The organism is Spirulina subsalsa CS-330 (genome assembly GCF_028330765.1).
GTDB classification, from domain to species: domain Bacteria; phylum Cyanobacteriota; class Cyanobacteriia; order Cyanobacteriales; family Spirulinaceae; genus Spirulina; species Spirulina subsalsa_A.
The window spans coordinates 1-13,533 of record NZ_JAQMTY010000168.1; the positions used below are offsets into that span (position 1 = coordinate 1).

8 protein-coding genes are annotated in these 13,533 nt (G+C 53.8%); 4 read left to right on the forward strand and 4 right to left on the reverse strand.

The genetic code is table 11. The annotated features are described in order from the left end of the window. The first annotated feature begins 696 nt into the window (after positions 1-696). Entirely contained in the window at positions 697-4,782 is a 4,086-nt protein-coding gene (locus PN477_RS11475; RefSeq protein WP_272119375.1) for a beta strand repeat-containing protein, read from the forward strand. Between the two features lie 248 nt (positions 4,783-5,030). Beyond that, positions 5,031-5,537 carry a transcriptional repressor gene (locus tag PN477_RS11480; protein WP_272119372.1) on the forward strand — a complete coding sequence of 169 codons (507 nt, stop codon included), beginning with the start codon at positions 5,031-5,033 and terminating at the stop codon, positions 5,535-5,537. Between the two features lie 31 nt (positions 5,538-5,568). Here the strand turns inward: PN477_RS11480 and PN477_RS11485 are convergent, their stop codons facing one another. Next, positions 5,569-6,984, reverse strand: coding sequence for a tetratricopeptide repeat protein (locus PN477_RS11485; RefSeq protein WP_272119371.1), 1,416 nt, complete (start codon positions 6,982-6,984; stop codon positions 5,569-5,571). A 433-nt stretch (positions 6,985-7,417) separates the two neighbouring features. On the opposite strand from PN477_RS11485, the gene PN477_RS11490 reads away from it, so the two are divergent. Both PN477_RS11490 and PN477_RS11495 read left to right on the forward strand, forming a co-directional pair. Further along, positions 7,418-8,440, forward strand: coding sequence for an aromatic ring-hydroxylating dioxygenase subunit alpha (locus tag PN477_RS11490; protein WP_272119369.1), 1,023 nt, complete (start codon positions 7,418-7,420; stop codon positions 8,438-8,440). Positions 8,441-8,591: 151 nt separating this feature from the next. Further along, positions 8,592-11,459 carry a pentapeptide repeat-containing protein gene (locus tag PN477_RS11495; RefSeq protein WP_272119367.1) on the forward strand — a complete coding sequence of 956 codons (2,868 nt, stop codon included), beginning with the start codon at positions 8,592-8,594 and terminating at the stop codon, positions 11,457-11,459. Positions 11,460-11,536: 77 nt separating this feature from the next. Here PN477_RS11495 and PN477_RS11500 read toward each other — a convergent pair whose 3' ends face one another. The 3 genes from PN477_RS11500 to PN477_RS11510 form a co-directional block, all read right to left on the reverse strand. Then, positions 11,537-12,271 (reverse strand): Uma2 family endonuclease, encoded by a 735-nt coding sequence (locus tag PN477_RS11500; RefSeq protein WP_272119366.1) that lies wholly within the window; start codon positions 12,269-12,271, stop codon positions 11,537-11,539. A 4-nt stretch (positions 12,272-12,275) separates the two neighbouring features. Continuing rightward, on the reverse strand, positions 12,276-12,413 hold the full coding sequence (locus PN477_RS11505; RefSeq protein WP_272119365.1) for a hypothetical protein: 138 nt from the start codon (positions 12,411-12,413) through the stop codon (positions 12,276-12,278). A gap of 10 nt (positions 12,414-12,423) precedes the next feature. Beyond that, positions 12,424-13,533: WD40 repeat domain-containing protein (locus PN477_RS11510; protein ID WP_272147293.1), on the reverse strand; the 1,110-nt coding region annotated here is incomplete at its 5' end.

Below are 13,533 nucleotides of genomic sequence, written 5' to 3' on the forward strand. Positions count from 1 at the left end.
CAAGGGGCTTAAGCCCCTTGCCTGTTCATGAATCAAATAGGATTGCCATACAGCATTGTTCAGTTCTCCTCATCAACAAGGGGCTTAAGCCCCTTGCCTGTTCATGAATCAAATAGGATTGCCATACAGCATTGTTCAGTTCTCCTCATCAACAAGGGGCTTAAGCCCCTTGCCTGTTCATGAATCAAATAGGATTGCCATACAGCATTGTTCAGTGGGGTTTCTATTTTTTTAGATGGTCTCCAACGTTTTTCTGGTCAAGATAAAACGTTAATATTGGTTCTCATCAACTGAGCACAGGACAAACATTGAAATGTACGGCGGAATTTTGATTGTGATGGGGTGGGAGCATCCTGCTCCCTATTTTATCTGAATCCTAGCGGGCCAGATGCCCGCACTCCAGAATATGGATGTTACGGCACGTGTTGGGTTTTGCTATTGTTCTACCTAACCTACGAAATTATCAGGGTTTCAGCCCAAGCCCGATTCTTTGTCCTGTCCTCAGATAGCGATCGCCCCTCGATAAATTTTCCACAAAAAATAAGGACTTTAAAGACAAGATGATCTCCTGAGTAAAGTTTCTGTAAACCCGAATCTTGGTCAAGAATTTGATCCGGACTCCCCCATAGAATCAACGAACGGGAAAAGGAAATCATGCATCTCTGAGTATTAGATCAACATTAACGCCTGGTAGCTATGACCTCGACGACTGTTAATCCATTGCACTGGAGTTTTGTTTTAACAGGTGTAACCCTTTTTTCCCTGCCGTCTCACGCTCAGTCTTGGCCGGATGTCGCAGCCAGTGAAATCAGCGCTGGTGCGGCTGCTGATTTGCTCACGCCTCAAGCCGTCCGCCCTCAGGTGGGGGTGGGCTATAACAGTGCGGGCAATGGCTACAGCAGCTTTAGTGAATTAGATGTGTTTTATCCCCTCTGGCAGTCGGCGGGTCAGAGTTTGGGCTATGCCTACGGTCAATTGCGCCGCGATGCTAATCATAATTGGGGCGGCACGATGGTGCTGGGGTATCGCTTGGCCAGCCCGCAGCGGGTGTGGGGGGCCTATTTAGGCTTGGATCAGCAGAGTACGGGGGCGAATACGTTTCAGCAGTTGGGGGTAGGGCTGGAGAGTTTGGGGGATTGGGATGTTCGTCTCAATGGTTATTTGCCGCTGGGGAAAACGCGCCAGGTGGCGTTGGATACGGGGTTACGACTCAAGGAGCGGTATTTTCGCGGCCATGATCTGAATTTGGTATTGGAGCAGCAGCAGATTTATGAAGCGGCGGCGCGGGGTGTGGATTTTGAAGTGGGGACGCGCTTGTTTGATTGGGGGGCGGGGGAGGTGCGCGGCTATGGCGGGCTGTATTATTACAAGCCGACGGGGGGCGAGGGGGCCTTGGGCTATCGGATGCGGGTGACGGCGAATCCGGTGGATTTTCTGAATCTGGGTCTGACGATGCAGCAGGATAGTCTGTTTGGCTCGCGGCTGTCGTTTCAGGTGGGGGCGACGTGGGGGGGCGCAGGGCGATCGCACCCGTCCCGCTCCTCGGCAACCCTGGCACGACTGACTACGCCGCCCCAACGCACCAATGCGATCGCGATCGATCAACAAACGGTGATCGCCTTCCGAGGTACGGTGGTGGCCACGAATCCCGAAACCAATCAGCCCTGGTATTTTCTCCATGTCAATCCTAATGGAGGTCGGGCGGATGGTCAGTTTGAAACCCCGTTTGGCACTGTTGAAGGTGCGATCGCCGTCGCCCCCAGCAATCAAAACACAATTATCTATGTCCAGGATGTGAGCCAGCCCGCCGGAGATCTCACCATTCCCGACGCTGTCCGGCTCTGGTCTACCGGCCCCGATCAACAGATCGACACCAACGAAATTGGCCGCGTCACCCTACCGCTGTCCAACAGCGGCATTTATCCCCGCATTCATGGCACGGTGGCGATGGGCAACGACTCGCACCTGGCCGGGTTTACGATTCAACCCCCCAGCGGTGACGATGCCGTCACGGGCGATCAGGTGCGCAACCTGACCATCCGCGAGAACCGGATCACCACCAGCGGCGAGGATGCGGGTGGGGTGCAACTGGATAATGTGACGGGTTGGGTGTCTCTGCTCGGCAACCAAATCACCACCACCGGCCACACGAAGCAGGGCCGAACGGGGGCCCACGGTGTCACCGTGAATCAAGAAACCGCGACCTTGAGCGCCGCCACGTTAACCAGCAACACAATCACCACCCAGGGGACACGGGCGGATGGGGTATATGTGCGGACTCGGACGGCGGCGGGTGGAGTTGAAGCGGTGACGCTGACGGATAATGTGATCCGGACGATGGCGAATGATGGTCTGCAAAGTAACGATAATTTAACGCCGCAACCGACACCGGCGATCGCTGCCGAGCAATCCCATGGTTTGTTTGTGTTTGCGAATCAAAAGAGTCGGGTGGGAACGATTACGCTCGAACGTAACCAGATTTCAACGGTGGGCGATCGCTCCAATGCAGCCTTCACCTTTGCCCAAAATAACGCTGCGATCGGCCAGGCCACGTTCGATCAAAATACCCTCACCACCTCCGGTTACAAGTCCAACGCCATCTCTGCGTTTCCCAGCAATGGCGGCCAGTTTAATCAAGTGACGATCACGAGGAATCAAATCGTCACCAGCGGCGACGAATCCCCGGCTGTCTTGACCTTCGCCACCGGGGCCGGTAGTCAGATGGGCCACAGTGTGATTCAAAATAACCAGGTGACCACCCACGGCAATAATAGTGATGCGGTGTTGGCGTTTGCGGCCCAAACCTCAGCCTTGGGGGCGGCGACGATCACGGGCAATCGGATCACCACCACAAATAACTATGCTGCGGGTCTGTTGACCTTTGCCTCTAAAACCAGCACCCTGGGCACGGTAACGATTAGCGGCAACCAGATTGCTACCCAAGGCTCGTTTTCCGATGGACTCTTAGCCTTTGCATCCCAAGGGAGTACCTTAGGCACGGCGACGATTACGGGTAACACGGTGACCACCCAGGGCCAGGGGGGCACATTGCCCGGCACTGCCCCCGCCGCCTATACCTATAACACCGGCTATTCCGGGGGGATTATGGCCTTTGCCTCGAATGGGTCAACCCTTGCCACGGCTTCGATTCAGGGCAATAGGGTCAGCACGGGCGGGAACAAGTCGAATGCGATCGCTGTTTTCTCGTCGTCTTCCGGTGTGAATCCAGGGTCAACCATCACCAACGCCACCCTGGCGAATAACGAAGTCAGCACCACCCAAGCCGAATCGCGGGGGATGATGGTGTTCGCCACCAGAGCCAGCACCTTAACCGATGCGACGATTACCGGCAACACCAGCACCACCCAAGGGAATGACGCTGATGGGATTTTCGCCTTTGCCTCCGAGAGCCAGAACTTTGGCCAAGCAACAATTACGAATAATGCGATCGCCACCCACGGCACGAACGCCGCCGGGATTAACCTCGCCGCTAATAACACCAGCAAAATCAACGGAGTGACCGTCACGGGCAACCAAAGCCGCACCACCGGCCCAGATGCCGACGGAATCACCCTCCTCGCCGGGACGAGCAGCACGTTGCCCTCGGTGACGATCCAAAATAACCAGGCCACGACGACGAATGCACGCGCCAATGGTATGGCGATCGCCCTTCAAAACAATTCCACCCTCACCGCCGGAACCCTCAGCAGCAACACCGTCACCACCACCGGTCAAAATGCCCAGGGAATTTTTGTCGATACGAATAATTCCACCCTGACGATGATGGGTGTAACGGCCAATACCGTGCAGACGACGGGCCAAGCCGGGAATGGCATTGGGGTGACAGCAACGAACGGAACCACCGCCACCGCAACCATCACACAAAACACCGTAAACACCACCGGGGCGGCGGCCCTGGGCATTGACGTGACAGCCAACGGGGGCACATTCACCACCGCCCAGGTCACTCACAACGCGATTACCACTGCTGGCGGGGTGACTGGGACGGCCCCGAATGAACAGGGGGCACGGGGGATTAGTGTTTCAGCGTTGAATAACACAACCTTGGGAAATGCGATCGCCACCCACAACACAATCACCACCCAAGGCCCCAAAGCGCTCGGTATCCAAGTGCTCGCCGCCAATGGCAACATCACCACTGCCACGATCAACACCAACACAATCAACACCACCGGAACCGATGCGATCGGGCTATCCGTCCTCGCCACCGCCAAAAATAACCCCGCCGAGATCACCACCGCTACCCTCGCCACCAACACCATCACCACCCGTGGCACCGACGCGCATGCCCTCTCTCTCCTCGGCAGCAATAGCGGTCAAATTACCACATCCATCCTTGCACAGAATCAACTCTTCACCACCGCCACAGGTGCGAATGGTATCCTCGCCCTCGCCAAAGACGCGACCCTCACCGACCTCACGATTAACGCTAACGCTGTCCGCTCCCAACAGTTTCATGGGGTCACGATGCAGGCCTCCAATGCGGGAACCATTGGCACTGCTGCCCTCACCAATAACGTCATCATCCAAGCGGGCAGTCATAGTTTCAATCTCGTCACCAACACCCCCGATACAGGTGCTCCCACAGCCTGTGTGAGTGCATTTACAAACAACAATAGTCAAAACGCAGCCAATCGCGATCTTTCGATTACCAATACGACAGGGACATTTAACTTTGTTGATTTCAATGATGTTGCAACCTACAACACAGGATTTAGCGTGATCAATGGAAGTCCTACGGTCGTTACCAGTTGCCCTTAAATGGGTCAGGGTGCGATCGCCTCACTCCTCCGGCCAAGATCGCGCCATTTATTTAAGGCAGCGATCGCCGGATTTTTCGCCCCCCCCATGCCATCAATTCCGAACCCTTTTTGATCGCAACTCGCAACTCATTCCCCCTCCACACCAGCAGCGCCGCACGATACAAAAATTCATCAACATTCGGAAATGTTGCAAATCAGGAGCCAAACCCTCTATCATTGTCAACAAGTCAAGCTTTCTGAGAATCCATGTTCCCCTATACCGCCAACACGCTCAAGGCCGAACTCAATGCACGCGGCTGGCGACTCACCCCACAGCGGGAGAAAATTCTCCATGTTTTCCAAAACCTGCCCCGTGGGGATCATCTCAGTGCCGAAGAACTCCAAGTCTCTCTCGAACAGCGGGGCGAGCCGATCAGCCTCTCCACAATCTATCGCAGCGTTAAATTAATGGCCCGGATGGGCATCCTCCGCGAACTCGAACTCGCCGAAGGTCACAAACATTACGAACTCCACCGCCCCCACCCCCATCACCACCATCACATGGTCTGTGTGCAGTGCAATAAAACGGTGGAATTCAACAATGATTCCATCCTCAAACAAAGCCTCAAACAAGTGGAGCGCGAAGGATTTCAACTCATCGATTGCCAATTAACTGTCACAACGATTTGCCCCGAAGCCCTCCGCATGGGCTGGCCCTCCGGCTTACCCAGTAATTGGTCATGTTCACGCTCCATCTCAGAGGAGAAACCTTAATCCAGCAAGCAGAATCAACTTGCCAAGAGTATTAAAATATTTTTTTATTCCACCAAGGCGTTTTCTTGATCTCTTGCTTTGCTTTCTTCACTTCAGCTTGTAATGCTTGGACACTAGTTAAATCACCCTCCTTATAAAAGAGCTTAATTGCCTTGGAGAAGTCTTGAAGAGCCGAATCAATATCTTGTTTTGATTTATGGAGTTGCCCCCTGTTAGCATAAGCTTCTGCATAGTTAGGGTCTCGTTTGATAGCTTCGCAATAATCTTTTAGTGCTTTTCGATATTGACCAGTTGCAACATAGCTATTTCCTCGCTGTAGATAAATTTCTTCTTTGTCGTCCAGCTCAGAATGCTTGATTAGATAGGTGAAATCTTTTATTGCTTGACTATATTTATCACTAGATGCATAGGCTAAACCTCTATAAAATTGACTGATATTAAAATCTTTTCTTTTTTCCAGAGCCAAAGTAAAATCGGTAATTGCTTGTTCGTAGCAATCATTTAGAAAATACGATTTACCGCGACCAAATAGAATACTTTCATCATCAGGTTCGATTTTTAAGCTTTTAGTATAACTCTCTATCGAATGATTATACTCTTCTAGAGTAAAATACAAATGCCCTAACTCATCATACGCATCTACGAAATCAGGGTCGATAGCCAGAATTGAATTGTAGTCATCAATCGCTTTAAATAACTCTTTTTGCTCGTGAAATACACTTCCACGCAAAAAGTATGCTTCTAAATTAGTATCGTCAATACTTATAGCTTGAGTAAGGCTATAAATTGCATTTTCGTAGTCTTGCAGCAGCAAAAAGGCTTTGCTATGTCCTAAATAATAATCTGCGTCGTTTGGTTCTAACTTGATACACGCTGAAAAGTCATCTAGTGCTTTTTCAGGCAGAGGAACCGATAGCATGATATTACCTCTCAGAAAATACGCAATGGCATAATCCTTGTCCTTTTGTATTGCTATGCTATAATACTCTATTGCTTTTTTTTGATCGTCTTTCTCTTCGCTAATTAATCCTCGCAATAAATATGCTGGAGCATGATTTGGGTCGCATTTCAGAGATTCTTTTAAATTATTTAATGCCCCATCAAAGTCATCGTTTTGATATTGCTCAAAAGCTAAATTAAAGTAATCTTCTGCGTCACGAAAGAAATCAATAACTCCAGTGACAAAATTACTTAATAGAGAAGAACTTTGTTTGACTGCTGAGGAAACTCCACGAGCTGTAGAAGTTGCGGCTTTCTTCGTTGCAGATTCTCCAGCAGCTCCCGCCAAACCTCCGACTGCCATTAAAGCCCAACCTACAGGCCCCGTACCTACACCTAGTGCCATGGGCGCAAGTACACCTAGAGCCGTTCCAATCTTATTTTTACCTGTAAAATCATTGAACAAACAGTCTATGGCAACTTCACTAACAAATTCTTCTGTGCTCATATAGTTAACACTCCATACAAAATAATTTTTTTCATCTTACTACTTTCAGACAATACAGTATGTCACCCGGATTAACCCGAAACACGCTGAACGCTAAGTTCTACCTCTTTGTTGATGGTATTACTTGGTAAAATCAAAATCCTCACAGTGCAACATCCATATTAAATTATTTATTTTCCGTTACACTGCCAGTAACAAAAGATAAAGATCATAGATTTGGACGTATTTGAGGGGGTGTTTTTTCTGCTAGAGATAGTTGGGGGTGGCGTGATCGTAGTCTGGGATACGGTATCGCTTAGGGGACTCTCTACAATACGGACTAAATGAGATACAGCCAAGATTTTGCTGGGTGGTGATGGGATGGCGATCGCTGTCCTGTTGTCTCTCTGGTTGAATCGTAAAATTGACCGCCTTACCCATTGCACTGAATCCTATGCTCGTCACACAACAGCCCGTTTTCCGTAATTTTTGGTATCCCGTAGTGCCGTTGGATCACTTGAGTCCAACGGAGCCGTTTGCGTTTGAACTGCTCCAAGAAGCGATCGTGATTTGGCTCGATGAGGCGGGCCAGCCCGCAGCGGCTCCGGATCGCTGTTGCCATCGATCGGCGGCGTTGTCCTTGGGGACGGTGCAGGATGGCTGTATTACCTGTGCCTATCATGGTTGGCAGTTTGACCGGACGGGAACCTGTCAAAAAGTGCCGCAATTGCAAGACAAGACGATGATTCCGAAAACCTATCGGATTCCGTCCTATCACTGCACGGAACGCTACGGCTATGTGTGGGTTTGTTTGGGGGAACCCTTGCAGCCGATTCCGGAGATTCCCGAAGCGAGCGATCCGGGGTATCGGGTGATTCATGAGTTTTACGAGCCGTGGAATTGTGCGGGCTTGCGGGTGATGGAAAATGAGTTGGATTTGGCCCATCCGACGTTTGTGCATACCACAACGTTTGGCAGTGAGGAGCATCCGATTCCGGATTCTTTGGCGGTGGAGGAGACGGATTACGGCCTGAAGATTCGGGCGACGTTGGGGGTGGTGAATCCGGAGTTGCAGCAGAAGAATTTGCAAATGGACGAGGGGCAGACGGTGCGGCATTTGGATATGGATTGGTTTATGCCGTTTACCTGTTGTTTGCGGATTCATTACCCCAATGGGTTGACCCATATGGTGGTGAATACGATGACTCCGATTCAGGATGGGCGATCGCAGATGGTGCAGTTCTGTGTGCGCAACGATACGGAGGCCCAAACGGCGGCGGCGGATGCGATCGCGTTTGATCGTCAAGTCACCCTCGAAGATAAAGCCATCCTCGAAACCACCGATGATGATGTGCCCCTCAATGCCAAATATGAGCAGCATATGATGACCGACAAGCCCGGCCTGCTGATTCGTCGCCGGATTGCGTCCCTGCTCAAGGAACACAACGAAACGGAACAGACGCGCCATTGTGACTAAGTCCACAGGATGCAGATTTTGAGGGTTGATCGCGGTTTGCATCCACATACAGTTACGGCATATCTGAAGCGGGGGCAGACTTTGCACGGAAAGTCTTCCGGCTAGGATGAAAAGGGATTGTATTGCCCTCTACCCGCTGAGACTTTTGGTTATGAGCTTTTCTCTATACCGGTGGCTCGCTGAACATCAGGTTCCCCTGGCTGCACTGCAACACCCTGGCCGCGTTGTGGAGGGGGTGAGCCATCGTGTGATTCAAGCGATGCAGCAACAACAGCTTGGTCTGAGTGATTTAGCTCCTGTGGCGGAGGTGTTGCAGTGGCCGTTGGGCACGTTGCGATCGCACCTGGCCGCCGTGGCTGAATTGACGATGACCCTCCTCTGTGCCTGGCCGGTGCATGAGCGGCAATGCGATCGCACCGCTGTGATTAGCCTGGGGGTGCAGATCGCCTATCTCGACAGTTGGCGGCAATTTCTCGACCAAGAAACCGAGCGCGATCGCCCCTGGCTCTACCGGGCCGATCTCCCCACCGATCACGCCCAACCCACCCCCCTCGCCGATGTCACCCTCCACACCTACCTCACCGCCCTCAAAACCCACACCCTCGGCGACAGTGAAGCCGTCCAAGTCCTGATTCAGTGGGAGGCAGCCCCCTACGTTCAACACCTGCAAACGATCGCGATTAGTTGGCTCGGAGCCAGTGGAGTCAGTGAATCCGAAGCCCGACTGTTGGCCCATCGGATCATCGCCGCCCTGCCCGGTCACGTCATGGCGCGAGTCCTCACCCACCCCGAACCCCTCACCCCCATCCAGCAGCGTTTCTATCCCGCCGCCCTCACCCCCCATCGCATTGCCACGGAACAACACCGCGCTCACTTTCTCCAGCAGCAAAGCCTGCCCCTCTTTGATGAACCCTTTGCCAGCGGCGATCTCTGTATTCCTCTCTACGTCCAACCCGATGGCGGCCATCCCTTAGAGTTGGCGCAATGGCTGAAGCAAGAACGCCCCCACACCACCCCGATTACAGTGATAACGGGGCCAATGGGGAGCGGCAAAAGCCAGACGGTGCGGCAGTGGATGGTACGGTTAGCGCTGGATTTGGAAAATGAGATGGCGTTACCCCTCTGGATTTGTCTGGATGGGGTGCAGTTGGGGGCGAATTTTGAAGCGACCTTAGCCTCGGTGCTGGGGGATGTGCCTTGGGCCGAGCGCGATTGTGTGGTGGTTTTGGATGGGTTGGATCAATTGCGGCGATCGCCCGATGCCTTTGATACGGTGGCGGTGTTTCTCTGTCAGTTGGAGCAGTTTCATCACCAGACCGCCTATCGCCATAAATTCATCCTCACAACGCGCCCCGACACCTTTCCCCCCGGTTGGCAGCGGGCGATCGCCTATTCCACCGCCACCCTGCAACCCTTCGACCGCGACGGGTGGCAATTGTGGTTTAAACGCTGGTCGATGCTGACGGATAAGGCAAAATCCCATGAGTATTTTTCCCTGCTGAAAGGGGTGGGCTGTTTTCGGAAAAGCAAACACCAGTTGTTACCCTGGGCGCTGTGGCCGCTGTCGCTCTATCTCTTGGGGCGACTCCATCGCGAGGGACACCTCGAACGGCGCTGGTTTCTGTTGTCGCGATCGCTGATTGAAACCGAAATCGCCACCCATCTCCTCGCCAGTGTGGCCTACGATCCATCTCCCCTCCGTCAGCCCCTGCTCGCAACCTGGCAAGGCACAGCGGTGACGGTGGATCTCCCCCTCTCGGCGCTCCTCTTCCGGCAGGGTTCCCCCCTCACCCTGTCCCATTCCTACTTTGTGCCGGTACTGATGGCCGATCCCCTGATCCATCACCTGCGCCAGATTAGCGATCGCACCCTCGCCCCCTACGCTCCCCACGGCTCGCACCTGCCCGACGTGGCGGCGATCGCGGCTCACCTCTACCCCATTTTCGGGGCCCAGATCATCCCGCATCCCCTGTGGAATCTAATCCTAGAGCAATTTCCAGCGGCTCAATTCCCGGATCTGCTCAGTGTGATCGATGCGTTCTATCGCACCTATCTCCGCAGTCAATGGCGCGACCAAGGGTTAACCCACCGCACCTATCAAGACCTGCGCGATCGCGGCAATCCCCACCATGCCGAACAGATCGAAGCGATCGTCGGGATCAACACCCTCGTCCTCCTCTGTCTCCTCAATCAACGCCTCGGCAGCCCCTGCTATCCCGGCGGTGATCCCGATCAAGGGGAGGGCGATCGCTTTGCCCATCTTCTCCATCGCCTCGCCCTGCTCAACCCTGACGAGATTCAAACCCACATCGGCCCCATCCTCCCCCAAGTGCATCTCCCCCGCGCCCGCCTCCGAGGCACTCATTTACAAGGGGTTGATCTCAATCGGGCCGATCTCCAACAGGCCGACCTCAGCTATGCCAACCTCGCCCATAGCGACCTCACCCAAGCCAACCTCCAAGGGGCTAATTTAACCGGTGCCAACCTCAGCCACGCCAACTTCTACCGCGCCAACCTGGAAGGAGCGAATTTAACCGGCGCGAACCTCACCGGCACAGTCCTCCGGCAAGCCACCCTCACCGATGCCTGTGTTGTGAATGTCAGCCTCAACCCAGAACAGCAGCAATGGATGACGGAAGGGTCAGCCGTGCAGGCATCGGGGGCAATGATGCCAGCCACTGACCCAGAGCAAGCCCCCCTCACCGCCGGATCGATTGAAGTGGCAGAAGGGCGACCGATTCTCCCCGATGCGTGGGACAGTGACTATATTGCGAATTTAGCCGCTCCCCCGGATGCCCATACGCTGATGATGCCGGAAGGGGAAATGCCGATGGGTCATAGTGATGATGCGACGGTGATCGATCCTGACAGTCCGGAGTTGGAACTGTACGGCGATCGCATCCATGAATCCCTCAGTGCCTATAGTCCCCTCGCCGGCCATGAGGATGAAACACTGATTCCGGACATGGGGCCAGAGTTAGATACCGATGGGGATGATGCCGACACGATTCCGGCGTAACCGGTCTCCCCGTGCGCAGCAGGCAAGATTGCCGAAACATGGCCCCATGCAACTAAGATTTGACAGCCACTCCCGGATCACAGGGTATCTGGATCAACCCCCAACTCCCGTAACTTGGCCCTGAGTCGCTCATTTTTTTGACGCTCCTGTTCAGCCTCAGCCTTTGCCTGTTTTGCTTGTTCGCGACCATAGAGCAGCAAATGACCCTCTGCATCCCACCACCGCAGCCAGGGCAATTCAACATTTTGATAGCGTCCCTGCCAGATGCCTAACTCAACGCCCAACTCCTCAATGGGAAACCGTCCGGCGGGGTTGGCTGGCATGATCTGGTAACGACTCGACACCAATTGATACACCTCTACCTGTGCCTTTTGGACTTCGTAGATTGCGTAATAGGCCGGACGGATCGCGGTTTCATAGACCCAAAATTTCCCGGTCCAGGGGGTTTTATCTCGCTCTTCGGCTCCCGTTCCCGACACAAACTCAATCACAATCAGCGGCGGGATAATCTCCTGCCATAGCACATAGGAACGGCGCAATTGACCCTCTAGGGCGGGGGGGACATTCGGCACATAGAACCAGTCGGGGGCTGCTGCGCCCCGTTGCGGCGGGTCTGTGATCCGCCAATAGATACCGCTATCTTGACCGATGCAATATTGACTGTCGGGATGGATCTGCTCTAGAACGAGTTGAATGGATTCGGTTAACAGAATACTTTGGGGATGTTCCTGAAAATTTTTCACGAATGTACCGTCTTCGCAGGGAAGTTGGGTGTGGTCGGGGAGAGGGGTGAAGGATTCGTGAAAAACCATGATCTCACTGGAATTGCGCGATTCCATGGTAGCGCGTTGGATGGCGGCGAGTCTTGCGATCGCCTGTGGTGAATTGAAAACGGCGGAGAAATTGATTATCACGGCTTTGATGGGTAATCCCCCCGATGAGATCAGATCGCACTCCCCGCTCCCTAAACCCCCTCCAACCGCAAAAAATACACCCGCCCCGACTCGTCCCCCGCTACCACCGTCACCCCATCCGGGGCGATCGCACAGGAGGACATCTCAGCTTCCCCGGTAAACGTGGCTAACGCTTCCCCCGTCGCCAAATTCCACAGTTTCAGGGTTTTATCCATCGATGCCGAGATGGCGCATTTTCCGTCGGGGGTGATTGCGACGGCTTCTACCCAGTTACTATGCCTGGTGAGGGTGGCGAGTTCCTGACCCGTCTCTAAATCCCACAGTTTCAGGGTTTTATCTTGCGATGCAGAGAGGGCGCGTTTCCCGTCGGGAGCGATCGCGACGGCTTCTACCCAGTCACTATGCCCACTGAGGGTGACGAGTTCCCTCCCAGCCTTCAGAGTCCGAAGTTTTAAAAGAAATTCATCCGAGTATGCACACAAGGCGTGTTTTCCGTCGGGGGTGATCGCTACGGCTGTTACCCAGTCACTATGTCCAATGCGGATGGCGAGTTCCTGACCCGTCTCTAAATCCCACAGTTTCAGGGCTTGATCAAAGGATGTAGAGAGAGCGCACTTTCCGTCCGGGGTGATCGCTACGGCTGCTACCCAGTCACTATGCCCACTGAGGGTGACGAGTTCCTGACCCGTCTCTAAATCCCACAGTTTCAGGGTTCCATCAAAGGATGCAGAGAGGGCACGTTTCCCGTCGGGGGCGATCGCTACGGCTGTTACCCCGCTACTATGCCCGGAGAGGGTGGCGAGTTCCTTCCCTGTCTCCAAATCCCACAGTTTCAGGGTTTGATCATGCGATCCAGAGAGGGCGCGTTTCCCGTCGGGGGCGATCGCTACGGCTGTTACCGCCCTACTATGCCTGGTGAAGGTGTTCAGTGCCGTCCCCAAATACCACAGTTTCAGGGTTGCATCCCTCGATCCAGAGAGGGCGCGTTTCCCGTCCGGGGTGATCGCTACGGCTGTTACCCAGTCACTATGCCCGGAGCGGGTGGCGAGTTCCTTCCCTGTCTCCAAATCCCACAGTTTCAGGGTTTGATCACACGATCCAGAGAGGGCGCGTTTCCCGTCGGGGGCGATCGCTACGGCTGTTACCGCCCTACTATGCCC

What these genes read in the sequence shown, in the direction of transcription:
- PN477_RS11475 (WP_272119375.1), top strand. Translation starts at nt 697, where the DNA reads ATGACCTCGACGACTGTTAATCCATTGCACTGGAGTTTTGTTTTAACA.
- PN477_RS11480 (WP_272119372.1), top strand. Translation starts at nt 5,031, where the DNA reads ATGTTCCCCTATACCGCCAACACGCTCAAGGCCGAACTCAATGCACGC.
- PN477_RS11485 (WP_272119371.1), bottom strand. Translation starts at nt 6,984, where the DNA reads ATGAGCACAGAAGAATTTGTTAGTGAAGTTGCCATAGACTGTTTGTTC.
- PN477_RS11490 (WP_272119369.1), top strand. Translation starts at nt 7,418, where the DNA reads ATGCTCGTCACACAACAGCCCGTTTTCCGTAATTTTTGGTATCCCGTA.
- PN477_RS11495 (WP_272119367.1), top strand. Translation starts at nt 8,592, where the DNA reads ATGAGCTTTTCTCTATACCGGTGGCTCGCTGAACATCAGGTTCCCCTG.
- PN477_RS11500 (WP_272119366.1), bottom strand. Translation starts at nt 12,271, where the DNA reads ATGGTTTTTCACGAATCCTTCACCCCTCTCCCCGACCACACCCAACTT.